This window comes from Ralstonia pickettii (assembly GCF_016466415.2).
Taxonomy (GTDB): Bacteria; Pseudomonadota; Gammaproteobacteria; order Burkholderiales; family Burkholderiaceae; genus Ralstonia; species Ralstonia pickettii.
Genome location: NZ_CP066771.1, coordinates 1,942,109 through 1,965,568 on the forward strand (window position 1 = coordinate 1,942,109; position 23,460 = coordinate 1,965,568).

Sequence of the window (23,460 nt, forward strand, 5' to 3'; positions counted from 1 at the left end):
TCGCCCCCTTGGCGGCGACATTGGCGCCCGCCCTCGCCTGACCGTTTCATTGCTGGAGTTCCGCACCCATGGCCCAAGTGGTACTTGCCTTCATCGTCGTGGCAGCCGCCGTGTTCTACATTCTGTTCAAGGCACCGCAGACCGACGCCCAGGCCCCAGCCCAAACCGCGCCCGCTGCGGCGGCTGCGTCCGTTCCTCCGCCTCCGCCGCTGGCCGCTTCCGAGCCCGCCACCGAGACGCGTGCCGCACCGGCCAGCGCACCGGCCGCACCCGAACCCGCAGTGGCTTCCGTCCCCGCAGCCGCGAGCAGCATGGCAGCGTCAGCATCGGCACCAGCGGTCAAGCCTTAACGTTTTCGCGCTACGGGTTTCGTCAGAAGCGTCGCGCGGCAGCGTACAAGGGTAAAATAATGCCCCTTCATTCTTCCAACGAACGGTACGGCACAGCATGGCAGGATTCCGCTCCAAGGCTCCCCAACGTCTTTCCCCCGATGCAGAACGGCTGGTGGCCGATGCGCTGGCGCTGGACGCGTCGGGCAGTCGCATCGAAGACGTCTATTGGGAACAAAGGCTGTCCGAACGTCTTTCCCGGCTGCTCAAGAACGGCAGCCAGACCGCGCTCGACGCCGCGCTAGACCATCTTTTCAAGCACAACGAGGAAGCCTCCGACGTGCTGGCCGAGCAGGCCGAGACACTGGCTGAATCGGCCATCCTCAGCTCGGGCGGCGTCGAATATGACGCGCTGCTGATCGCAGCGCCCATCCTGGCACACACACGCTACATGATCCCGTCGGGCACCATCAAGCCCGAGATGGCGCAAACGCTGCAGGTACACCTGCAGGCCCACGTGATGGCTTCCAACGCCCGCGTGGCACTCGCGCCGTACCTGTACAGCATCGACCAGTTGCCGCGCACCCATTCCGACACGTTTGCGCTCACGCACAAGCTGGCCGCCTATGCGCTGGCCGGGCAGCCGGCAAAGGTCGAATTGCGTGACATGCCCGAGACGGCACCGATCCTGGCCGATCCTCGCTACCTGGTAGCGATCGTCGTGGCCCAGCACGGCCAGGCGCTGTTTCGCTGGCAGGAAGACTCCAAGGAGCACCACGCCGAGCGTTCCGCCTGCCTGGAGCAATGGCGCGAGCAGGTCACGCCGACCATCTCCACGCTGATGCCGGGCTGCGAGTTCGACCTGCTGCTGCCCGACGCCTTCTTCCTGTCCTGCCGCGAGTCCGACAAGCAGATCCGCCCGCTGACCGTGCGTGCTGCCGTCAATTACTTGCAGGGCGCGCTCGATATGCCGGCCAACCGCTTCGGCGCCATCATCGGCGCATTCGGCGAAGAGCAGATCGAGGAATACCGCGTGGCCTTCACGGTGCGCGGCGAGAAAGACCTCATCTACGGCATCGTCTGGCCCGTGTACGGCCGCGATGGCGGGGCCACGGATGTCACTGCGGAAGGCGAACCGGGCAGCCCACTTGAGCAGATCTGCGATGAGCTGCGCGCCTGCGGCATCGAAGATATCTTCCGCCACGGTCAGCTTTTCGAACCCGAGTACTGCGAAGACTGCGGGGCCCCGCTCTACGCAGACCGCTCGGCCGAAATCGTCCACGCAGAAATGCCGGAAGACGCACCGACCCAGCAGCCGCTGTTCCACTGATCGGCGACGCACGCAATCAGAGCCACCCTCGGGTGGCTTTTTTATTGCTCCGCCATCGTTCATATTGATTCTCGGTTTGCGTCGCACACGCCAATGCGGGCTGCGGCACAATGACGATCTTCCGCCACATGGCATCACCGCCCGAACCCCAGGAGCCTCTCGATGACAACCCGTCCCCTCTTGTGTGTTCCCATCCGCGCCTTGATCCGCAGTTTCGCCGCAGGCGCACTGGCTGCGGCCGCCGCGATGCCGTTCGCGGCGCAGGCCGACGACTTGCGCATCGGCCTGTCCGCCGACGTCACGTCGATGGACCCGCAATGGAACAACGCCGGCCCCAACAACGCCATGGCGCTGCATATCTTCGAGTCGCTGGTCTTTCTCGACAAGAACGGCCGCTACACGCCCGGCCTGGCGACCTCGTGGAAACCCGTCGATGCCAACACGTGGGAGATCAAGCTCCGCCCCAACGTGAAGTGGAGCGACGGCACGCCGTTCACCGGCGAAGACGTGAAGGCATCGATCGAGCGCCCGGCACGCCTGACCAACAGCCCGGGTCCGTTCACGAGCTATACCAAGTCGATTACCGAAGTACAGATCGTCGATCCGCTGACGGTGCGCCTGAAATTGTCGACACCGAATTACGCGAGCATCCCAAACGATCTGAACAGCCTGCCCATCATTCCGAAGAAGGTGGCCAACGCGCCGCAGGCGGACTTTGACGCGGGCCGCGCCATGATCGGCACGGGCCCGTTCCTGTTCGACCACTTTACGCGCGGGCAGGAAATCGTCCTGAAGAAGAACCCGCACTACTGGGGCCGCGTACCGCAGTGGGACAAGGTGACCTTCAAGATCATCACCGACAATGCGGCGCGTACAGCCGCGCTGCTCTCGGGCGATGTGGATGTCGTCGAGGCCGTACCGGCTGCGGACGTGCCGCGCATCAAGCAAGACGCCAAATTCCACCTCGAACAGCAGGTGTCGTGGCGCACGATTTTCTGGCAGATGGACCAAAGCCGCGATGTGTCGCCGTTCGTGACCGACAAATCCGGCAAACCGCTGGCCAAGAACCCACTCAAGGACCATCGCGTGCGCGAGGCCATCGCGCTGGCTATCAACCGCGATGCCATCGTCAGCCGCGTGCTCGAGGGCCAGGGCGTGGTGGCCTCGAGCATCGTGTCACCGCAGATCTTCGGGCACCCGGGGGGCAAACCGATTGCTTATGACCCGGCACGCGCCAAGAAACTGCTTGCCGAGGCCGGCTATCCGGACGGCTTCGGGCTCACGCTGCACGCCACCAACAACCGCTACCTGAATGACGCGCAAGTCGCGCAAACCACCGCGCAGCTGCTCACGCGCATCGGCATCCAGACGAAGGTTGAAACGTTGCCGGTGGCGGCGTATTTCTCGCGCGCGCGTCAGGGCGAGTTCTCGTTCATGATGCTCGGCTGGGGCTCGGTGGCGGCGGATGTAGCGCTGCGCAGCATTCTCGGCACGCCCAACGCGCAAACCGGTTATGGCTCGTGGAACTGGGGCCGCTACAGCAACCCGGAACTCGACAAACTGGTACAGACGTCGCTCTCAACGGTCTCGAGCGAACAGGCACACGAGCAGGCTGCCAAAACTGCGGCACGCTTTGCGCAGACGGACTACGCGATCATCCCGTCGCATCACCAGCTCGCCACGTGGGCCATGCGCAAGGGCATCCGCTACGAGGCGCGCACTGACGAATGGTCGCTCGCGTGGTTGTTCACCAAGCAATGATGATCGCTTGGTAACGAACACCGTGCCGTAACGCGCCGTTACAGCAAATTCGCCTGATGTGCCGCATTGGAGACGCATTGGGGCAACTAGCAGGAACTTTCGTCCTTAGCTTTCCTCTATCATGGCGATTTCCACGCCGATACCCTGTAACTCGTGATGTTGCGACCCAAACTACTCTGTCTCGGCGTCGTTGCTTTGCTGGCCGCCTGCTCCAACCTGCAGACTGAACCGACCAACCCGTCGGGCCAGGCCACCAACGCCACGCCGAGCACCCCGGCCGCTCAAGCCAAGCCGGTTATACAGCCCGCCGCCACCACGCCGCCCATCGTCTTCGGCTCGACCGACAGCAGCGGCACGACCACGGTCAACCTGCCGTCCAAGGACAAGATGAGCCTGTCCGAGTACCGCGCACAAACCCGTGACCGCCTGATTCAATCGGAAGGTGCCCGCCCCGACGTGGCCGACTGCGCAGCGCACGCGAGCTGGATCATTCCGCGCTCGACCAATTTCGACCAGTTCCGCCTGCCAACCGGCGCGCTCTCCAACGACCAGGCCAAGGTCGAGCCATGGGACTCGCGCTTCTCGTCGAGCAAGCAAGGGGCGATCAAGGTGTCGAGCGTGGTCAGCTTCAATGCCGCCGTGCACAAGCGCGGCACGGGCAATGACCAGTGGGAACCCGTGCGTGTGCGCTGCGGGTATGACGAAGGGATGATGCTGGCGTATGAGCTTCTCGACGCCAACGGCCAGCCGTTCGCTGCGCCGGCCGCTGCGCCCGCGTCGTCGACAGCGCGCACGCATTGCCGCCGCGGCCATCGCTGCACGACCAGTGCGGCGGCGCGCGGGAAGAGCACAGCCAAGGGCAAGGCCTCGACAAAAGCGACGGCCAAGTCGGCCAAGGGCGGCGGCACCGCCAAGACCAAGTCGACCACGGCAAGCAAATCCACCGCCAAGTCGACGGCAAAGAAGACGACGAAGAAGTCGTCCTCCAACTAAGCGCAATGCGCCGCCGACCCAGGCGGCGCAGCGTTTATCTTCAGCCGAGATACTCCAGGATCGCCTGCAGCATGGCCGCGCCCAATGCGGCGCTGCGGGCGCCATCCCAGCCCACGCGCGCGTCGGGCAGGTCGGCGTTGTCCTTGAAAGGCATTTCCAGCGTCAACGACAGGCAGCCATACGTGTGGCCGATGTACTTGGAGGCGAGCTTGAGCGCGTCTTCGTTGTACTTGCTGGCCTCGTAGCCGTATCGCGTCTGGAAGTCGGGGGATGCACGCAGGAACGCCGCGACAAAGCGGTCCTGGTCGGCACGCTGTGCATCGGTAAAGCCCGGCAGCATTTCGCTGCCCGCCACAAACACATAAGGCAGCGCCTCGTCGCCGTGGATGTCGAAAAACAGGTCGACGCCGGTTTGCTCGATGGCCTGCCGCACCGCCAGCACCTCGGGGCTGCGCTGCGCGTCGGGTTCCATCCACTCGCGGTTCAGGTTGGCGCCTGCGCCATTGGTGCGCAGGTTGCCCAGGGACGAGCCATCCGGGTTCATGTTCGGCACGATATGGAAGACGGCGCGCTCGGCGAGCACGCGACCGAAGGGATCGCCACTCCAGACACCTTGACGCGTCAGACGTGCGAGCAGCCCTTCAACGAACCACTCGGCCATCGTCTCGCCCGGATGCTGGCGCGCGATGATCCACACGTTTTTCTTGCCGGGACCGGGTTCGCCGACGGTGATGCTCGTCATGTCGCGGCCCTGCACCGTTTGCCCCAAGCGCTGCGTGCGCACGCCCGGCTGCGTCTGCGCAGCGGCCACCAGCGAGAGGTGGCGCTCATCCGAATACGGCTCGAAATAGGCAAACCAGATGCTGTCGTACTCGGGCGTCACCTCGATCGTCAACGTCTTGCCGTCATAGCGGGTCGGCACGCGGAACCAATGCTCGCGGTCGTACGAGGCGACGGCGCGGTAGTCCTTCCAGCCGGAGGCATAGGTGCATTCGCCGGCGTTTTCCAGCGCGAGCGTGCAGGCCTGGCCCAGCACCCCTTGCAGGCGGAAGTGAAACCATTGCGTGAAGTCGGCGTGCGAATCGCGGCGAATACGCAGGCGGATGGCATCGGCGCGGGCCGCATCGACGATTTCGATGGCGCCGCTGTCGAACGCGCTGGAGATGTGCGGTTGCGTGGCTGTCATGTCGGATCCTGTCATCAGGTGAGCTTGCGGCGGAAGATCCAGCGCTCGTCGTCGGAATCGGCAGCGACAAACGCATAGCCGTCGACATCGAACGTCTTGAGCTTGCGCGGATCGGTGATGCGGTGCTCGATCGCATAGCGCGCCATCAGACCGCGCGCACGCTTGGCGTAGAACGAAATGATCTTGTACTGGCCGTTCTTCCAGTCCTCAAAAACCGGCGTGACGATGCGGGCCTTGAGCACCTTGGGCCGCACCACCTTGAAATACTCTTCCGACGCGAGATTGACGAGCACGGCGTCGTCGTCCTGCTTGAAGAGCTTGTTCAGCGCCAGGGTCACCTCGTCGCCCCAGAAGGCGTACAAATCCTTGCCGCGCGGATTGGCCAGGCGCGTGCCCATTTCGAGGCGATACGGCTGCATCCAGTCGAGCGGGCGCAGCACGCCGTACAGCCCCGACAGGATCCGCAGATGCTTCTGCGCGAACTGCAGATCGTCTACCGCCAGCGAGTTGGCATCGAGCCCGCCGTAGACATCGCCGTCGAAGGCCAGTGCGGCCTGCTTGCTGTTTTCGGCAGTGAATTCGGGCGACCAATCGGCATAGCGCGTGGCATTGAGCGCCGCCAACGGGTCGGAAATGTGCATGAGCGTGCCGATCTGGGCCGGCGACAGCTTGCGAAGCACGTCAATGAGTTCTGCGGAGCGCTCGATGAAATCGGGCAGCGTGTGGGTCTTGGTGCGCGGCGGCGTGTCGTAGTCGAGCGACTTGGCCGGCGAGAGGACGATGATCATGTCAGAATCGCGGTTCACAAGTCTGGAATTGTATCGAATGGCAGACGCTGCCGCCCTCGCCCACTCCACCCAGGCTCCGGCCCCGCGCGTGGTGCTGGACTCCAACATCTGGGTCGACATCCTGATCTTCGACGATGCGGTTGCGCGCCCGATCCGCGCTGCGCTGGAAGCCGGCCGGCTGGACGCCATCATCAGCCCCGCCTGCCGCGAAGAACTGCGCCGCGTGCTCGGCTATCCGCAATTCGCCCGCTACGCCGTCGACACGCAGGCCGCACTCGCATGGGTCGATCGCGTGACCCGATCCGTCGCCGATCCTGAAGATGCGGCCCGCGTGCAAGGCGAAGCGTTCGTCCCGCGCTGCAAGGATCGCGACGACCAGAAATTTCTCGCGCTCGCCGATGCCGCCGACGTTGCCTATCTCGTTTCCAAGGACCGCGCCGTGCTCAAGCTCAAGCGCCGCATGGCCAAGTATTGCGACGTGGCGGTGCTGCCGCCCAAGCAGTTCGTCGCGCTGGTCCAGTTGGAAAACGCGCCCCTTGCCGCAATCCCAAATCAAGCCTGAAACCGTCTTGTCATGACCACTGTTGAATCGCTCGCGCCCATCGCCCCGCCGCCGTCGCGCCTGCCGAATGTCGGCACCACCATCTTCACCGTGATGTCTGCGCTGGCCGTGGAAAAGCAGGCCGTCAACCTGGGCCAGGGCTTTCCTGATTTCGATTGCGACCCGCGCATCGTCGATGCGGTGTCCGACGCCATGCGCGCCGGCCTGAACCAATACCCGCCGATGACGGGCGTGCCCGCCCTGCGCCAGGCCATCGCCGCCAAGGTCGCCAATCTGTACGGCCACGCTTACGATGCCGACCGCGAGATCACCATCACCGCCGGCGCCACGCAGGCGTTGCTGACGACCGTACTGTGCTGCGTGCATCCGGGCGACGAAGTCATCGTGTTCGAGCCGACGTACGACAGCTACATTCCGTCGATTGAACTGGCGGGCGGCAAGGTCGTGCCGATCACGCTGAACGCGCCGGACTTTCGCATCCCGTTCGACACGCTGGCGGCGGCCATCACGCGGCGCACGCGCCTGATCATGCTCAACACGCCGCACAACCCGACCGGCACGGTCTGGCATGCGGACGACATGCGCAAGCTCGCCGAGATCCTCGCGCCCACCAACGTGCTGCTGCTCTCCGATGAGGTGTACGAGCACATGGTGTACGACGGCGTGCCGCATGCCTCGGTGGCGCGCATTCCCGAGCTGGCGCATCGCGCTTTCGTGGTGTCGAGCTTCGGCAAGACGTATCACGTGACGGGCTGGAAGGTCGGCTACGTGGCCGCCCCCGCCGCGCTGATGGCGGAATTCCGCAAGGTGCACCAGTTCAACGTGTTCACCGTCAACACGCCGGTGCAGCACGGCCTGGCGAACTACATGGCGGATCCGCGCCCGTATCTGGAGTTGCCGGCGTTCTACCAGCGCAAGCGCGACCTCTTCCGCGCTGGGCTGGAGAACACGCGCTTCAAGCTTCTGCCCTGCCAGGGGACGTACTTCCAGTGCGTGGATTACAGCGCAATCTCCGATCTGCCCGAGGCCGAGTTCGCCAAGTGGCTGACGAGCGAGATTGGCGTGGCGGCAATTCCCGTGTCGGCGTTCTACTCGCAGCCGCACGAATCGGGCGTGGTGCGCTTCTGCTTCGCCAAAAAAGACGAAACGCTCCAGGTCGCCCTGGAGCGTTTGTCGAAGGTGTAAAACCGTAAGGCCGAGGCCGATCAGCGCTTGCTGGCGTAGTGCGCAAGCATCTGCTCGAGATTGGCCTTGCTGTCTGCCCGCACTTTCTGCACGTTGGGATTCTCGGCCATCTTGGCCAGGTAAGGCTTGACGCCTTCGACCTGCGCCAGCAGGTCTTCACCGTAGATGATCTTGGTAGCCTGACTCACCAGCGGGAAGTGCACGATGGCCGCGCAGTCCGCAATGGTGAACGTGTCGCCCGCTACGTAAGGCGAGAACTTGAACAGCTTGGCCGCCGCCGGGATGTTCTTCTGCAGTTGTTCGCGCACCTTGACCTTCAGGTTGTCGCTGATCTTGCCGCCGAAGAACGCCTCGGGAAACAACTGGCGCGCCACCAACTCCAGGTGCAGCTCCAGGAACGTCACCACCTCTCGCACCTTGGCTGCCTGGAACGGATCGGCCGGAACCAGCGGATGCTCCGGATAACGCGCCTCCAGATAGTCGACAATGACCTGCGATTCGCACATGCCGAGATCGCCATCCTTCAGATACGGCACCTTGTGCAGCGGCGAGATTTCGCCGTCGGTCTGGTCCGGCCAGCGCAGTGATTCCTCAAAAGGGAGTCCCTTTTCCAGCAGGGCGAGCTTGACCTTGTTGTAGTAGTTGCTCGCGGCAAAACCGTATAGCGTCAGCATGAACCCATCTCCTTGGTAATTTGGCCGTCCGTTATGGTCGGTGCGGATGCCAGAAATCGCACGCTCGTGCTATTTTAGCCAGACTTCTTTCGATCGCAGCGGATTTCATATGCAGACTATCGGGATTGTGGGCACCGGCGCCATGGGGCGAGGCATTGCACAGATCGCGGCCCAGGCAGGTTTGCGCGTCAAACTGTTCGACGCCAATCCGCAAGCCGTGGAAGCGGCGCGCACTGCACTGGCCGATACGCTCGCCAAGCTTGCTTCCAAGGGCAAGCTCACAGCGGATGACGCCGACGCCACAATCGCCCGCCTGATTCCTGCCGGCGCCCTGACCGACCTCGCCGACTGCGATCTCGTGGTCGAGGCCATCGTCGAAAAGCTCGACGTCAAGCGCGACCTCTTCCGTCAGCTCGAAGACATCGTTCGCGCGGACGCCATCCTGGCGTCAAATACGTCGTCGCTGTCGATCACGGCGATCGCCGCGACATGCAAGCACCCCGAACGCGTCGCGGGCTTTCACTTCTTCAATCCGGTGCCGCTGATGAAGGTGGTCGAAGTCATCGACGGCCTGCGCAGCGCGCCCGCCACCGGTGATGCCCTAGCCGCCCTCGCCCAGCGCATGGGGCACACCGCCGTGCGCTGCATCGACATGCCGGGCTTCATCGTCAACCACGCCGGGCGCGGCATGAATACCGAAGGGCTGCGCGTGGCGCAGGAAAGTGTGGCGGCCTATGCGGACATCGACGCTATCATGCGCGAGCAGGCCGGCTTCCGCATGGGGCCGTTCGAGTTGATGGACCTCACAGGGCTGGACGTTTCGCACCCGGTGATGGAATCGGTCTACCGCCAGTTCTACGACGAGCCGCGCTATCGTCCGTCGCAGATCACAGCGGTTCGCTTTGCCGGCGGCATTCTGGGCCGCAAGACGGGCGAAGGTTTCTATCGTTATCCGGATGGACAGAAGCAAGTCCCCGCCGAAGCGCCCGCCCCGTCTGCGCGCCCGTCTTCGGTGTGGATCAGCCGCGCGCATGACGCCGGCCACGCCGCAGCGCAGCGCCTGTTGCTCGATCTGGGCATCACGCCCGAAGCCGGTTCCAAACCGTCCGCCGACGCATTGATCATCGTGACGCCGCGCGGGCTGGATGCGACGGCCTGCGTGGCCGCCGAGGGGCTCGACGCACGCCGCACCGTCGCACTCGACACGCTCTATCCGTTTGCCGCCACCAAGCGCCGCACGCTGATGACCACACCCGCCACCGATGCGGCCTACCGCGATGCCGCACACGGCTTGCTCGCGTCCGACGGCGTACCGGTCACGGTGATCCGCGATTCGGGTGGCTTTGTCGCGCAGCGCATCGTCGCATGCATCGTCAACATCGCGTGCGATATCGCACAGCAGCGCATTGCTACGCCTACCGACATCGACCTCGCTGTCACGCTGGGGCTCGGTTATCCCAAAGGGCCGCTGGCACTCGGCGATACGCTGGGCACGAACGCCATCCTTGAAGTCCTGCAGAACCTCTACGTGCTGTATGGCGATCCGCGCTATCGCCCGAGCCCGTGGCTGCTGCGCCGTGCCCGTCTCGGCATGTCGCTGCTCACGCCTGATGCCTGATACGCCTGACGCCTGATTGCCGCTTACCCTGACGAGGCCGCCATGACCGCGCAATTGCTCTCCAAACGCATCGGCTCGACGCTGGTGCTGACGCTGTCCAACCCTGACGCGCGCAACGCGCTGGACCCGGTGATGTACACCGCGTCGATGGAAGCGCTCGACCGTGCCGCCAACGACAACGAGATCCGTGCCGTCATCTTCACGGGCGACGGCAACGCCTTCTGTGCGGGCGGCAATCTGAACCGCCTGCTGGAAAACCGTAGCAAGCCGCGCAGCGTTCAAGAAGAAGGCATCGACGCGCTCAACCACTGGATCGAGACGATCCGCACGTTTCCCAAGCCGGTGATCGCCGCGGTGGAGGGCCCAGCGGCAGGCGCCGGTTTCTCGTTGGTACTGGCTTGCGACTTTGCGATTGCCGCATCGGACGCCAAATTCGTGATGGCATACGTGAACGTGGCGCTCACGCCGGACGGCGGCGGCTCATGGCACATCGCACGCTTCCTGCCGCGCCCGTTGGCGAGCGAAATCATCATGCTCGGCAAGCCTGTCAGCGCAGAGCGGCTGGCGCACTTCGGGCTCATCAATGAGGTGGTCAAACCCGGCGAGGCGCTGGACCAGGCAGTGGCACTGGCGGAAAAACTCGCTGCGCAATCGCCGCACGCGGTGGGCCGCATCAAGGGCCTGATCGCGCACGCAGAAGACGCCTCACTGCACGACCACCTCAAGGCCGAGCAGCACAGCTTTGTCGAAGCGCTGCACCACGCCGATGGCAACGAGGGCATCTCCGCCTTCCTGCAAAAGCGCAAACCCCAATACCGCTAGTTTCAGGCTCGCATGGTTCCCTTCCCGACACCCAACCGCCGCCGCGTCTACCTGATGCGCCACGGCGCGGTTACGTACTTCGACGAAACCGGTCGGCCCGTTCCGTCGCCCGAAGCCGTGCCGCTCAACGAACTCGGCCGCAGCCAAGCCACCGCTGCGGGCAAGATCTTCGCCGCCGAAAACATCGTCTTCGACCGCGTGATCGTCAGTGGCCTGCCGCGCACGGTGGAAACCGCGCAGCGCGTGCTGGCCGAGATGCCCGCGATGCAGGAACGCGGCATCGCGCTTGAACACTGGCCCGAGCTGCAGGAAATCCGCGGCGGCAAGCTGGCGGAAATTCCCGAGCACGAACTCGCGCAGGCTTTCATCGGCGCGTTTGAGGGCACGGTGTCCGAAGACCGGCGCTTCCTCAATGGCGAGAGCATCGGTGAATTTCTTGACCGCGTGATTCCAGCCATCGCCCGCCTGCGCGCGCAAACGGACTGGGACACCGTGCTGCTGGTGCTGCATGGCGGCACCAACCGCGCGATCCTCTCGCACGCCATCACCGGGGGCGAGCGCGTGTTCTTCGGCAGCCTCGCGCAGACCGCCGGCTGCATCAACGTGCTCGATGTTGGCGAGGCCCCGACCGACTGGGTGCTGCGCATGAGCAATTTTTCGGCGCCTTCGCCAACGCATGTCGGCTCACGACTCACGACGATGGAGGTGCTGCTGCAGCAATACCTTCGCCATCGGCAACCGACCTGATCAATCCTCGACACCCAAGACACACAAGAAGATTCGGAGACACACCCATGGCACAAACGGACCAGCAGGATTTTTCCGCCTTCGAGGGCACGCGCCCCGTGGCAGAACAGCAGAAGTTCGACATCGGCGCGCTGGAAGCGTGGATGCGCGAGCACGTGGCCGGCTTTGCCGGCCCGCTCACGGTTGAACAGTTCAAGGGCGGCCAGTCAAACCCGACGTTCAAGCTGATCATGCCGTCGCGCACGTACGTGATGCGCGCGAAGCCCGGCCCGAAGGCGAAGCTGCTGCCGTCGGCACACGCCATCGAGCGCGAATATCGGGTGATGGATGCGCTCGCCAAGACCGACGTCCCTGTCGCGAAGATGGTTGCGCTGTGCGAAGACGAAGCCGTGATCGGCCGCGCCTTCTACATCATGGAGTTCGTACAGGGCCGCGTGCTGTGGGATCAGGCCCTGCCCGGCATGGCGCCTGCCGAGCGCAGCGCGATCTATGACGAGATGAACCGCGTCATCTCTGCGTTGCACACGGTGGACTACGCCGCCATCGGCCTGGCCGACTACGGCAAACCCGGCAACTATTTCGCGCGTCAGATCGAGCGCTGGAGCAAGCAGTACAAGCTGTCGGAAACCGAGTCGATTCCGGCCATGGACAACCTGATCGAATGGCTGCCCAAGCACGTGCCGCAGGAAGCCGAGGAAATCACCAGCATCGTTCACGGCGACTACCGGCTCGACAACCTGATCTTCCACCCGACCGAGCCGCGCGTGCTGGCCATCCTGGATTGGGAACTGTCGACGCTGGGCCATCCGCTGGCTGACTTCAGCTACCACTGCATGAGCTGGCACATCGAGCCGGGCCAATTCCGCGGCGTGGCAGGACTCGACTTCGCGGCACTCGGCATTCCCACCGAAGCCGAGTACATCCGCCAATACGAAGAACGCACCGGCCGCCGCATCACGGGCGACTGGAACTTCTACCTCGCCTACAACATGTTCCGCATTGCCGGCATCCTGCAGGGGATCATGAAGCGCGTGGTGGATGGCACGGCATCGTCGGCGCAGGCGATGGAGGCCGGCAAGCGCGCCCGCCCAATGGCCGAACTGGGCTGGAAGTACGCGCAGCAGGCCGGGGCCTGACGCCGCGGCTTTACTAGTAGTCGCGCGCCGCTTCCAGCGGACCGGACATTGGCGCCTCCAGCTCCAGCACCACCCCGCCCGGCAACTGCACGAAGATCTGTGCCGCAGGCCGCGCGGGGTGTTTTCTGACCTGGTGCGGCATGCTGCTCTCCCGCACAGCGGCCAGCACGTCGGCCGCATCTTTCCGGGTGCGGAATGCGATGTGCGAGAACACCAGTTCCGGCGTATCGCCATCCTGCGTCACGAGGTGGACGAGCGCATCGTCGTTTTGATACAGCCACGTGCCGGGAAACGGAAACGCCGGGCGCGGGCCCGGTTTCCAGCCGAGAACATCGGCGAAGAATTTCAGGATGGGTGCATCTCCTGCCACGTGAAAGTTCACGTGGTCGAAGGTCCAATCGCTGTCAGTCGTCATAGCAAACCGCCTCCTTCAATGTCGATGATGGCGCCGGTCATGAAGCCGTTGGTCATGGCCAGCAGGTAGCCCTGGGCCAGATCATCCGGCGTGCCGACACGGCCGACCGGCAGGCCGCTGCCGATGCGCGCGAGCATGGCTTGTCGATCGGCCGGGGCGCCCCACACTTCCGTATCGACCACGCCGGGGCTGATCACGTTGACGCGGCGCGGAGCGAGTTCCTTCGCCAGGTTCTTGGCGGCGGCTTCCACTGCAGCATTGATCGAGCCACGTAGCAAGCCCGTTGCCGTTGCCTTGCGCGAGAGCAGGCCCGAGGTGAGCGTAATCGATGCGCGTTCCGTCAGATACGGCAACGCTGCCTGCACCGCCATCAGCGCCGCAAACAACTTGGTGCCGAAGGCCTGCTCAAGGTCGGCACGTTGCAGCGAAGCAAACGGCGGCGGGCTCGTGCGCGAACCGATGGTGATGACAAGGTGATCGATCTTGCCGTTGGGCGACAACCCGGCTGCCTGTGCCAACGCGCCCGCCAGCGACGCCGTGTCGTTCGCGTCGACAGCAATGCCGTGCGTGCCGTCCGTGGCTTTGGCCGAGCGCCCCAGCACCGTCACGCGTGCGCCCTCGGCTGCCGCCGCGCGTGCCACGCCCTGCCCAATACCGGCCGTACCGCCCAACACCACCACCGACTGGTCCTGCAAGGTCTTCGAAGTCATGTCAATGCTCCTTTGCTGTGAGAAGTGGAAGAAAAAACCGTCAATCGATTGGGGCCATTGTTTCATCAAACAAAAGCAAGATAATCTGGCTATGCTTTGATGATTCTCCAAATCCGCTTTGACAATGATCGCCCTCGACGACCTCCGCCTGCTGGTGCGCATTGCTGACGCCGGCAACCTTTCCGCCGCCGCGCGCCAGCTCGGCTGGCTGCCCGCCACCGCCAGCGCGGCGCTCAAGCGCGTGGAGACCGAACTCGGCGCCCGCCTGTTTGAGCGCACCACGCGCAGCATGCGGCCTACCGAAGCCGGTCAACGCTATCTAGGCTATGCCAGACAGGCGCTGGAAGCCCTGGACGAAGGCGCGGAAAGCCTGGGGCAGGATCGCACGGAGCTGTCCGGCCCCATCCGCATTGCCGCCACATCAGATCTGGGGCGGCACATCCTGCGCCCTTGGCTCGACGCGTTCTGCGATGAGCACCCCGGCGTGCGGATCACGCTGGTGCTGGGCGACCGGCTGGCCGACCTGATGCGCGAAGACCTCGACTTTGCGCTGCGCTATGGGCATCTGCAGGATTCGGCGCTGGTGCGACGGCCGTTGGCATCGCATCCGCGCGTGATCGTGGGCGCGCCGTCGTACTTCAGACAGCATGGCCGGCCCGCACACCCGAGCGACCTCGCCGACCACCGCTGCCTGATCCTCTTGCGCAACGGCGAGCCCGTCACGCGCTGGCAACTCACGCACGCCAGCGGCCCCGCCCCGATCGACGTGCGCGGCGGTTTCCAATGCGACGACGGCGCCGTGGTGCGCGACTGGGCCGTCGCCGGGCGTGGCCTGGCATTCAAATCGTGGTTGGATGTCGCGCAAGACGTGTGCGCCGGCCGTCTGGAGGTGGCACTGCCGGCATGGAGCCATGCCCCCACGCCGCTGCAGCTCGTCGCCCTTGCGCGTCGCCATCGACCGGCGCGACTGACGGCGTGTGCGGATTTTCTCGCCGCCCGCTTTGCGGAGTTCAGCGCGCGTTACCCGTTCCCGTCCGCACAAGCGGCAGCAGCTTCGCAAAAGCCGGCCAAGGCGGTCAAGCCGACCAAAACCAAGCCGGCCGTCGCCGCAAACACGTAGGTGTCCTTAATGGTTGTTGCGGCGGCGGACCACCCACCATGCAACGATCACGGTAAACGCCGCCACCAGCCCCACCATCAGCCAGAAGCCGTGGTGGTTGTCGGCCAGCGGCACGCCACCCACGTTCATGCCGAAGAGCCCTGCGACGATGTTGATGGGCAGTGCCAGCACGGTCACCAGCGTCAGCGTGAACAGCGTCCTGTTGTTCTGCTCGTCCAGGCGCGCAATCACCTCTTCCTGTAGCAGCTTGATGCGTTCGATCAGACCGCTCATGTCGCGCAAGACGACGGAAAACTCCTCGGTCGACTCACGCAATTGCTGCACATCTTCCGGATGCAGCCACGCCGGCGGTCGCGCCAGCAAGCGAAAGACCGAACCGGGCTCGGGTGCCAGCATGCGCTGAAGCCGCACCAGCACGCGGCGCGTCCCCGCAAGCTCCTGGCGCTCTGACGTGATCTTCGACGCAAGAAAACGGTCTTCGATGCGGTCGATATCGATGCCCGTCGTGCGGACGATCTGCGTCATCAAATCTGCCTGATCGCACATCAAATGGCCCAGCAGATCGGCTGGCGAGCGGAACGTCTCACCGCTGCGAACGCACTCGCGCAGCCGGTCGACCGAATGCAATGGCTTGCGGCGTAACGTCACCAGCAGGCGCCGGTGTGCGTACACCCACTGCGTTGCCACCTGCGTGGGCGTGCGCTCGAAATCGAAGATCACGTCATTGAAGACAGCGACGAGCGCGCCGTCCTGCTGCTCGATGCGCGTGGAATGGGCCTCCTCGCCCAGCAACTCGATGAATGGCTCGGGCAGCTCGAGATGGCTTTGCAGCCAGCGCAGGCACCCCGCCCGCGATAGGTTGAAATGCAGCCAGATGAAGACGTCCTGGGCACCCTCGCCTTCTACATGCTTGAAAGCATCCGCGATCTCGGACGAATCCAGCGCAACCCCCGGCTTGCCCGGTTCGAAACGAAAACCGCAGATGAAGCCGGTGTTGTCGGATTGGAAGCTGATCGCGGACGCAGTCGCAGTCATACATCGGAAGAGAAGACGGTTTGCCGGGAAGCGCAGCCGCCGGACAGTCGAATGGCAAATGCCATCAATCTGTCACAAACCGGCGTGGTTACGCCATCTGCGCTGCGCAGCCCCGATGATTGCGTCCGCCCCGGCGTTCGTCAACGCCCGTCTGCGAATGCCGCCACGGTGTCGTCCAGGGCCACCTCTGCCATCGCGGCGAACACGTGGTCGCGCAGCCAGCGGCTGGCGGCATCTTGGTCGCTGTTCGTGTGCCAGTACAGGTACAGCTCAAGCGGCTGCACGTTGAACGGCAGCGGCAACATCACGTTGCCATACGGCTCGTTGGCGATACGCGCGTAGCGGATCGGCAACGTCGCAAGCAGGTCGGTACAGCTCACCACGCGGCAGGCTGCCGGGTAATGCTGACAACGCAGCCGCACGCGCCGCTCGTGCCCGAGGCGGCGCAGCTCCACATCCTCCAGCCCCGCCCCGCGGCGTCGGGACGATACGTGCACGTGTTCGCATGCGAGGTAGCGCTCCAGTGTCAGGGGGTCATTTGCAATGGGATGGCCGGGGCGCGCCAGCACCACCATCGGGTCGGTCAGCAAGGGCGCGTGCCGGATGGCCGGAGATGCCGGCAGCAGAATGTCCGCCGCCGCATCGATGGTGCCGGCCAGCAGCTCGGTTTCAAGCTGCCGGCGGTCTCCGCGCACGGTCGTCACGTCGATGCGCGGTGCCTCCTTGGCAATGGCGGCCATGAGCGGCGGCAGCAGCGTGGCTTCCAGCGCATCGCGCATCGACAGCGTGAAGCGGCGCTCACTCGTGGCCGGGTCGAACCGCGTGCCCTCGCGCAACGTGCGTTCGAAGCCCTGCAGCGCGGAGCGCACCTCGGCGATGAGCGTGCGCGCCAGGGGCGTCGGCACCATGCCTTGCCCGCGCCGCTCGAACAATGGATCGTCAAACAACTCGCGCAGACGCCCGAGCGCGTGACTCACCGCCGGCTGCGTCAGGTTGAGCGTGCGGGCAGCCGCGGTAATCCCGCCTTCCGTATAGATGGCGTCGAAGACGACGAACAGGTTCAGGTCGACGCGCGATATATGCATGACATTGATGGACCGCAATCCACGAAATTCATTTCTCTTATTGTAGGCGAAGGCCTATTCTGCGGACACCACTTGGGAGTTGCGCCACGCGCCATGACCACATCCCCCGATCTCGCCGTTCCCCCGGGCTTTGTTCTGCTGACCAAGCCGAGCCCTTTCCTGACGATGCTGGGGCCGGTGTATGCCAAGGGAATGGGCGCGTCGATGGTGATGGGTTTTCACGTGCAGCATCACCACCTGAATCGACGCGGCATCCTGCATGGCGGCGTGGTGGCATCGCTGGCCGATGCGGCGCTCGGTTATTGCCTGGCTGAGCCTGGCGAAGGCACCGGCGGCGCGCTAGCCATGTCGACCGCAAGCCTGACGGTGGATTTCATCGCCTCTGCCGGAGAAGGCGACTGGATCGAGATCACCCCGGAAGGATTGCGCACGGGCAGCAAGCTGGCCTTTGCACAGGCGCTCTTTCATCGCGGCGACCGGCTGATTGCGCGCGCGAGTGCCGTATTTGCAGTGCTCGGCGGACATGTTTAATGCATGGGGCCGAGCCCGTCTGCACTGATTTGATGGTTGCCCGTTCGGGGCGCTTGTTCGATGTACTGAGGAGACACCATGAATTTCGATTACACGCCCAAGGTCAAGGACATGCAGGCACGCCTGCTCGCATTCTTCGACCAGCACATCTACCCGAACGAGCACCGCTTCCACGAAGAAATCGAAGCCAATCGCCGTGCCGGCAACGCGTGGATCCCGACCAAGGTGATCGAAGAACTCAAGCCGCTGGCACGCAAGGCCGGGCTGTGGAACCTGTTCCTGCCGCGTTCGCCGCGCGCACCCGAAGGGCTGTCGAACCTCGAATACGCGCCGCTGTGCGAGATCATGGGCCGCGTGCCCTGGGCGCCGGAAGTGTTCAACTGTTCCGCGCCCGACACCGGCAACATGGAGACGCTGGAGCGCTACGCGTCCGAAGAACTGAAAGACCGCTGGCTCGAACCGCTGCTGCGCGGTGAAATCCGCTCAGCCTTCCTGATGACCGAACCGGCCGTGGCGTCGTCGGACGCCACCAACATCGAATGCCGCATCGAGCGCCAGGGCGACGAATACGTCATCAACGGCCGCAAGTGGTGGTCGTCGGGCGCTGGCGACCCGCGCTGCGCCGTCTACATCGTCATGGGCAAGACCAACCCGGATGCCGGCCGCCACGAACAGCAATCGATGATCGTGGTGCCGGCCAACGCGCCGGGCATCACCGTCATGCGCCCGCTGTCGGTGTTTGGTTACGACGATGCGCCGCACGGCCACATGGAAGTCGACCTCAAAGACGTGCGCGTGCCGGTGGGCAACATCCTGCTCGGTGAAGGCCGCGGTTTCGAGATCGCGCAGGGCCGCCTCGGCCCGGGCCGCATCCACCACTGCATGCGCAGCATCGGCGTGGCCGAGCGCGCGTTGGAGCTGATGTGCAAGCGTCTGTCGTCGCGCATCGCATTCGGCAAGGCCATCGCACAGCACAGCGTCTGGCACGAACGCATTGCCGAAGCGCGCTGCATGATCGAGCAGGCCCGTCTGCTGACGCTCAAGGCCGCGTACATGATGGACACCGTCGGCAACAAGGTCGCCAAGGCCGAAATCGCGATGATCAAGGTCGTGGCCCCGAACATCGCCTGCCAGATCGTCGACTGGGCGATCCAGGCACACGGCGGCGGCGGCGTGTCGGGGGATTTCCCGCTGGCGTCGGCCTATGCGCACCAACGCACGCTGCGCCTGGCCGATGGCCCGGACGAAGTGCACCGCGCGGCCATCGCCAAGCTGGAACTGGCCAAGCATCTGCACCTGAAAGACGTGGTCGACATGCCGGTCACACGCGGCGCCTGACCTGACGCACGGCTGTACCGTTCACTCCTTAACCCCGCCTTGAGCGGGGATTTTTTTCGCCTCGGCCCGGAGTCTGCGCGTTTCTCGGTTCTGTGCTGGAATGGAACACTTTGCAGGCTGCTGGTGGCCTGCACCTCTCTTCCCGGCCAGAAGCCAAGGAGCCAACTCGATGATCGACGTCTATAGCTGGGCCACGCCCAACGGGCACAAAGTGCACATCATGCTGGAAGAATGCGAGCTGCCTTACCGCGTTCACGGCATCAACATCGGCGCCGGCGACCAGTTCAAACCCGACTTCCTCAAGATCAGCCCCAACAACAAGATCCCAGCCATCGTCGATCAGGATGGCCCCGACGGCGAACCGATCTCGCTGTTCGAATCGGGCGCGATCCTGCTGTACCTCGCAGGCAAGACCGGCAAGTTCCTGCCCGACGACGTGCGCGGTAAGTACGAAGTGCTGCAGTGGCTGATGTTCCAGATGGGCGGCGTCGGCCCGATGCTCGGCCAGGCGCACCACTTCCGTATCTACGCGCCTGAGAAGATCGAGTACGCAGTCAACCGTTATACGAACGAGGCAAAGCGTCTGTACGGCGTGATCGACAAGCGCCTGGGCGAATCGAAATTCCTCGGCGGCCCGGATTACTCTATCGCCGACATTGCGACGTGGCCCTGGCTGCGCAGCTGGAAGAATCAGGGAATCGAGCTGTCGGATTTCCCGAAGCTGCAGCGCTGGTTCGAAGCCATTGAAGAACGGCCCGCCGTGCAGCGCGCGGTAAAGGTGCTGGCCAAGGAGCGGCCCGCCGTGCAGGACGACAAGGCGAAGGAAATCCTCTTCGGCGCGACGCAGTACGCGCGGCGCTGATTCCGCGTCTTCGCATCGAAAGACAGGCTGCGTGATGCGGCCTGTTTTTTTTGAAAGTCTCCAATGCGGGGCGCGGGCGAGCGGCCTACACTGGCTCCACTCCATTCACGCGATCCCACACAAGCGCTATGGCAGCCTCACTCAAAATGGGCCTCGCGGCTGCGGTGTCCATCGCGGTTTATCTCGGCCTTGCCGCGCTCGGTTGGGGTGGTGTGGGCGCATTCCTGGCCCATCCCGCACGCGTCGTGCTTGTGGTGATCACGGTGTTGCTGGCCATCGCCGCCTTGCTTGCCGGCGGCAACCTGAGCCCCGGAGAACGCGAAGACCGAACCAACCGCTGGGTGCTGCCGGTGTTTGGCGTGATCGGCTTCGCCAGTGCATGGCTGCCGGCGTATACAGACCGGCTCGACCTCTGGTGCATCGATGGCGATGCCGTACGTTGGCTGGGCGTCGTGCTCTACGCCGCAGGCGGCGCGTTGCGTGTGTGGCCGGTGTATGTGCTGGGCAATCGATTCAGCGGACTGGTCGCGATCCAGCCCGGCCATACGCTTGTGACCGGCGGCATCTACCAATACGTGCGCAACCCGAGCTACCTGGGGTTGCTGATCGGCACGCTGGGTTGGGGACTGACGTTCCGGGCACTGGCCGGTGTGGTGCTGACGCTCTTGCTGATTCCACCATTGGTGGCGCGCATGCGTGCAGAAGAAGCCCTCCTGCAATCACAGTTCGGTGCGGAGTACGACGCCTACCGCGCCCGGACGTGGCGCCTCATTCCCGGCCTCTATTGATGCCGCTCATCATCATGCTGGCGATCCTTGTCGCGCGATTGCATGCGTCCGAGTGGCGCGGACGCTCCGACGCTACCTGACAGAAGTCACCTGATCGCCAGACCGGGGCAACGCAAAGCACTGCACGTCCGGCGCGGTGTAGACAGTCGGATACGGCGACCGGGGCCCCGTCTGCATCCGCAGCGGCTGTGTCGCCAATACTTCGGCCTCGTTACGCTCCCGCACCGTCAACGGCTCCGGCGGCGGACTCGGCAGGTGCACCGGTTGATTCACCGCACACCGCACGGGCTTCCCATCCGCCAGCCGTACATCCATCGTGTAGTACGGCCCGACGATGGTCGGCGCACACGCGGCTGCGCCCACGGCCACCGTGATCAGCACCACAGAATGCAGCGTCTTCATCACCCACCTCCGCAACGCATGCGTGAGTGTTTTCGACTGAGCGCGACACCCACAAGTGCCGCAGTTTCAGGCAGCCGCCGTCAGCATCCCCTGTTTCTCAATAAAACGGATCACTTCATCCAACCCGCCCTGCGCCCGCAGGTTACACATCACGAACGGCCGATCGCCGCGCATCTTGCGGGTGTCGCTTTCCATCACCTCCAGCGACGCGCCGACGTACGGCGCCAGGTCCGTCTTGTTGATGATCAGCAGGTCCGACTTGGTGATGCCGGGGCCGCCCTTGCGCGGGATCTTCTCCCCGCCCGCCACGTCGATCACGTAGATGGTCAGGTCCGACAGCTCGGGGCTGAACGTCGCTGCGAGGTTATCACCGCCCGACTCGATAAAGACCACATCCGCATCCGGAAACTTCGAGAGCATGCGATCCACCGCTTCGAGGTTGATCGACGCATCTTCACGGATGGCCGTGTGCGGGCAGCCGCCCGTTTCGACACCCATGATCCGTTCGGCTGGCAGCGCGCCGGAGATGGTCAGCAGGCGCTGATCTTCCTTCGTGTAGATGTCGTTGGTGATCGCCACGAGGTCGTAGCGCTCGCGCATGGCCTTGCAGAGCATTTCGAGCAGCGTGGTCTTGCCGGAGCCCACCGGGCCGCCCACGCCAACGCGCAGGGCAGGAAGTTTCTTGGTTCGCATGATGATCAGGTTCAGGATCGAAAGAGTCGTGAATATTGCGTTTCATGCCGGGCGGACAACACGCCCAGCCCCGGTGAAAACGTAGACAGTTCGGGCGGATGAGATGCCGCACGACGCGTGGCCTCTTCCACCGCACGCGCCACCGCTGCGTGCAGGCCAAAGAGAATCCGTTGCCCCGCAGCCTGCCCGAGCGGAACGGCCTTGACTGCCGCCGCCATCTGGTTCTCCACCCAGGCAAAGCAGTACGCCGTCACGCCATCGCGCGGGTCGACATTCAGCGCGGCAGCGGCGGCGGCAAAGGCCGTCGGAAACGTCACGAAAGCGCGCGCAGCCAATGCGCTGCGCAGTGCGGCATCGCCCCATTCCAACTGCTGGATAAGGCGATTGAGCGACCAGCCCATCTGAGACGTTTCGAGCCGCAGCTCGCGCGTCTCGCGGGTGGCGAGAAACCACGCATCGCGCTCGGCCACGGCATCGAAGCGGCCCGCCTGCCAGTCGGCAAACTGCAGCAGCCACAGCGGTGCCTCGCAGGCGGCCAGCACGTCGAGGCCCTCGGCAATCCACGCCGCAGCCGACGCCTCATCGGCCACGTGCCGAACGTCCACCGCCGCTTCCAGCCCCTGCGAATAGCTGAATGCGCCCATCGGCAGCGCCGGGGACGCGAGATGCAGCAAGGCGGTGAGCTGCGCCGCGTTAGTCATGGTGATGGTGGTGATGGCCGCAGCCGGGCCCGTGGACATGGCCGTGGTCGTGGCTATGCGAGTGACCATGGTCGTGGTCATGCGCGTGACTGTGACCATGATCGTGCCCGTGGTGCTCGTGATACAGCGCCTGCGCGGCCGCGTAGTCCTCTTCGAACGTCGCATCGTGGCCGTGACGATGGCCGCCGCCATAGGCGCCCGCCTCCGGCTCGAACGGCGCCTCTACATGCGCGACGGTCACGCCCAGGAGTACGAGCATGTCTTCGAGCACTGGATCGGCTTCGAGCTGCAGCGCATCGGCGCTGACCTGCACGGGTGTGTGGCGATTGCCGAGGTGGTAGGCAGCACGCATCAAGGCGAGGCGGTTGTCGCTCGTCACACGCAGGACGTGCTCCGGTGCGGCCTGTACTTCAACCAGCGTGCCGTCTTCAGCGACCAGCACATCACCGCCGCGCATGACGGTGCCGCGCGGCAGCACGACGGCCACGTCACGGCCATCGTCGAGGGTGGCGCGCAGGCGGCTGCGGCTGCGCTCCAGGAATGGGAGTACCAGCTTGGGTGCGCGCTTGACCAGCACGGAGGCCAGGCCGTGCGGCGCGGGGAGGTGTTTGTTGATGGAGAGCATGGTCAGTATTCGTTCATGATTTTG

Annotated in this window: 26 protein-coding genes; 15 read left to right on the forward strand and 11 right to left on the reverse strand. The window is 64.5% G+C overall.

The annotated features are described in order from the left end of the window. Positions 1-68: 68 nt before the first annotated feature. The 4 genes from RP6297_RS09155 (at position 69) to RP6297_RS09170 (ending at position 4,413) form a co-directional block, all read left to right on the forward strand. The gene (locus RP6297_RS09155; protein ID WP_009241016.1) at positions 69-350 is read left to right on the forward strand and encodes a hypothetical protein; all 282 of its coding nucleotides are present in this window, start codon (positions 69-71) and stop codon (positions 348-350) included. Between the two features lie 97 nt (positions 351-447). Then, a complete protein-coding gene (locus tag RP6297_RS09160) occupies positions 448-1,659 on the forward strand; it encodes a DUF2863 family protein (RefSeq protein ID WP_009241017.1) in 1,212 nt (403 codons plus the stop codon). 162 nt (positions 1,660-1,821) lie between these two features. Beyond that, the gene (locus tag RP6297_RS09165; RefSeq protein WP_009241018.1) at positions 1,822-3,420 is read left to right on the forward strand and encodes an ABC transporter substrate-binding protein; all 1,599 of its coding nucleotides are present in this window, start codon (positions 1,822-1,824) and stop codon (positions 3,418-3,420) included. 156 nt (positions 3,421-3,576) lie between these two features. After that, positions 3,577-4,413 carry a BspC domain-containing protein gene (locus RP6297_RS09170; RefSeq protein ID WP_009241019.1) on the forward strand — a complete coding sequence of 279 codons (837 nt, stop codon included), beginning with the start codon at positions 3,577-3,579 and terminating at the stop codon, positions 4,411-4,413. A gap of 40 nt (positions 4,414-4,453) precedes the next feature. On the opposite strand, the gene RP6297_RS09175 is transcribed toward RP6297_RS09170, so the two are convergent. Both RP6297_RS09175 and yaaA read right to left on the reverse strand, forming a co-directional pair. Beyond that, positions 4,454-5,599: a M14 family metallopeptidase gene (locus tag RP6297_RS09175; RefSeq protein ID WP_009241020.1), complete on the reverse strand. Its 1,146-nt coding sequence runs from the start codon at positions 5,597-5,599 to the stop codon at positions 4,454-4,456. Positions 5,600-5,613: 14 nt separating this feature from the next. Next, positions 5,614-6,387, reverse strand: a complete 774-nt coding sequence (gene yaaA / locus RP6297_RS09180; RefSeq protein WP_009241021.1) for a peroxide stress protein YaaA — start codon at positions 6,385-6,387, stop codon at positions 5,614-5,616. 37 nt (positions 6,388-6,424) lie between these two features. Between yaaA and RP6297_RS09185 the strand changes: the two genes are divergently transcribed. Next, positions 6,425-6,949 carry a putative toxin-antitoxin system toxin component, PIN family gene (locus tag RP6297_RS09185; protein WP_009241022.1) on the forward strand — a complete coding sequence of 175 codons (525 nt, stop codon included), beginning with the start codon at positions 6,425-6,427 and terminating at the stop codon, positions 6,947-6,949. Between the two features lie 12 nt (positions 6,950-6,961). Further along, complete coding sequence (locus RP6297_RS09190) at positions 6,962-8,134, forward strand: pyridoxal phosphate-dependent aminotransferase (RefSeq protein ID WP_009241023.1); 1,173 nt, start codon at positions 6,962-6,964, stop codon at positions 8,132-8,134. A 20-nt stretch (positions 8,135-8,154) separates the two neighbouring features. Here the strand turns inward: RP6297_RS09190 and RP6297_RS09195 are convergent, their stop codons facing one another. Then, a complete protein-coding gene (locus tag RP6297_RS09195; RefSeq protein WP_009241024.1) occupies positions 8,155-8,808 on the reverse strand; it encodes a glutathione S-transferase in 654 nt (217 codons plus the stop codon). 109 nt (positions 8,809-8,917) lie between these two features. Between RP6297_RS09195 and RP6297_RS09200 the strand changes: the two genes are divergently transcribed. From RP6297_RS09200 to RP6297_RS09215, 4 genes are read left to right on the forward strand one after another with little or no spacing between them, the layout of a single operon-like run. Continuing rightward, positions 8,918-10,426, forward strand: a complete 1,509-nt coding sequence (locus RP6297_RS09200; RefSeq protein WP_009241025.1) for a 3-hydroxyacyl-CoA dehydrogenase — start codon at positions 8,918-8,920, stop codon at positions 10,424-10,426. 42 nt (positions 10,427-10,468) lie between these two features. Beyond that, a complete protein-coding gene (locus RP6297_RS09205; protein WP_009241026.1) occupies positions 10,469-11,248 on the forward strand; it encodes an oxepin-CoA hydrolase, alternative type in 780 nt (259 codons plus the stop codon). A 12-nt stretch (positions 11,249-11,260) separates the two neighbouring features. Beyond that, positions 11,261-11,995, forward strand: a complete 735-nt coding sequence (locus RP6297_RS09210) for a histidine phosphatase family protein (RefSeq protein WP_009241027.1) — start codon at positions 11,261-11,263, stop codon at positions 11,993-11,995. 47 nt (positions 11,996-12,042) lie between these two features. Continuing rightward, positions 12,043-13,131, forward strand: coding sequence for a phosphotransferase (locus RP6297_RS09215; protein WP_009241028.1), 1,089 nt, complete (start codon positions 12,043-12,045; stop codon positions 13,129-13,131). A gap of 13 nt (positions 13,132-13,144) precedes the next feature. On the opposite strand, the gene RP6297_RS09220 is transcribed toward RP6297_RS09215, so the two are convergent. Beyond that, a complete protein-coding gene (locus tag RP6297_RS09220) occupies positions 13,145-13,546 on the reverse strand; it encodes a VOC family protein (RefSeq protein ID WP_009241029.1) in 402 nt (133 codons plus the stop codon). Further along, positions 13,543-14,256: an SDR family oxidoreductase gene (locus RP6297_RS09225; protein WP_009241030.1), complete on the reverse strand. Its 714-nt coding sequence runs from the start codon at positions 14,254-14,256 to the stop codon at positions 13,543-13,545. The genes RP6297_RS09220 and RP6297_RS09225 overlap by 4 nt, the downstream gene beginning before the upstream one ends. Positions 14,257-14,380: 124 nt before the next feature. Here RP6297_RS09225 and RP6297_RS09230 point away from each other — a divergent pair, with 124 nt between their 5' ends. Next, positions 14,381-15,376 carry a LysR family transcriptional regulator gene (locus RP6297_RS09230; protein ID WP_009241031.1) on the forward strand — a complete coding sequence of 332 codons (996 nt, stop codon included), beginning with the start codon at positions 14,381-14,383 and terminating at the stop codon, positions 15,374-15,376. A 6-nt stretch (positions 15,377-15,382) separates the two neighbouring features. On the opposite strand, the gene RP6297_RS09235 is transcribed toward RP6297_RS09230, so the two are convergent. Together RP6297_RS09235 and RP6297_RS09240 are read right to left on the reverse strand one after the other, a co-directional pair. Then, positions 15,383-16,411: a transporter gene (locus tag RP6297_RS09235; protein WP_009241032.1), complete on the reverse strand. Its 1,029-nt coding sequence runs from the start codon at positions 16,409-16,411 to the stop codon at positions 15,383-15,385. 140 nt (positions 16,412-16,551) lie between these two features. Beyond that, positions 16,552-17,496 carry a LysR family transcriptional regulator gene (locus RP6297_RS09240; RefSeq protein ID WP_009241033.1) on the reverse strand — a complete coding sequence of 315 codons (945 nt, stop codon included), beginning with the start codon at positions 17,494-17,496 and terminating at the stop codon, positions 16,552-16,554. A 93-nt stretch (positions 17,497-17,589) separates the two neighbouring features. Between RP6297_RS09240 and RP6297_RS09245 the strand changes: the two genes are divergently transcribed. The 4 genes from RP6297_RS09245 (at position 17,590) to RP6297_RS09260 (ending at position 21,015) form a co-directional block, all read left to right on the forward strand. Then, positions 17,590-18,027: a PaaI family thioesterase gene (locus tag RP6297_RS09245; protein ID WP_009241034.1), complete on the forward strand. Its 438-nt coding sequence runs from the start codon at positions 17,590-17,592 to the stop codon at positions 18,025-18,027. A 78-nt stretch (positions 18,028-18,105) separates the two neighbouring features. Further along, on the forward strand, positions 18,106-19,365 hold the full coding sequence (locus RP6297_RS09250) for an acyl-CoA dehydrogenase family protein (RefSeq protein ID WP_004636510.1): 1,260 nt from the start codon (positions 18,106-18,108) through the stop codon (positions 19,363-19,365). Positions 19,366-19,534: 169 nt separating this feature from the next. Continuing rightward, complete coding sequence (locus tag RP6297_RS09255; RefSeq protein WP_009241035.1) at positions 19,535-20,227, forward strand: glutathione binding-like protein; 693 nt, start codon at positions 19,535-19,537, stop codon at positions 20,225-20,227. Between the two features lie 128 nt (positions 20,228-20,355). Continuing rightward, positions 20,356-21,015 carry a methyltransferase family protein gene (locus RP6297_RS09260; protein ID WP_009241036.1) on the forward strand — a complete coding sequence of 220 codons (660 nt, stop codon included), beginning with the start codon at positions 20,356-20,358 and terminating at the stop codon, positions 21,013-21,015. Positions 21,016-21,087: 72 nt separating this feature from the next. On the opposite strand, the gene RP6297_RS09265 is transcribed toward RP6297_RS09260, so the two are convergent. The 4 genes from RP6297_RS09265 to ureE all read right to left on the reverse strand — a co-directional run bounded on the left by RP6297_RS09265 (position 21,088) and on the right by ureE (position 23,436). Beyond that, positions 21,088-21,417 (reverse strand): hypothetical protein, encoded by a 330-nt coding sequence (locus RP6297_RS09265; RefSeq protein WP_009241037.1) that lies wholly within the window; start codon positions 21,415-21,417, stop codon positions 21,088-21,090. Positions 21,418-21,483: 66 nt separating this feature from the next. Further along, on the reverse strand, positions 21,484-22,110 hold the full coding sequence (gene ureG / locus RP6297_RS09270; protein ID WP_009241038.1) for an urease accessory protein UreG: 627 nt from the start codon (positions 22,108-22,110) through the stop codon (positions 21,484-21,486). An 11-nt stretch (positions 22,111-22,121) separates the two neighbouring features. After that, the gene (locus RP6297_RS09275) at positions 22,122-22,811 is read right to left on the reverse strand and encodes an urease accessory protein UreF (RefSeq protein ID WP_009277489.1); all 690 of its coding nucleotides are present in this window, start codon (positions 22,809-22,811) and stop codon (positions 22,122-22,124) included. Then, positions 22,804-23,436, reverse strand: a complete 633-nt coding sequence (gene ureE, locus RP6297_RS09280) for an urease accessory protein UreE (protein WP_009241040.1) — start codon at positions 23,434-23,436, stop codon at positions 22,804-22,806. The genes RP6297_RS09275 and ureE overlap by 8 nt, the downstream gene beginning before the upstream one ends. Positions 23,437-23,460: the final 24 nt, after the last annotated feature.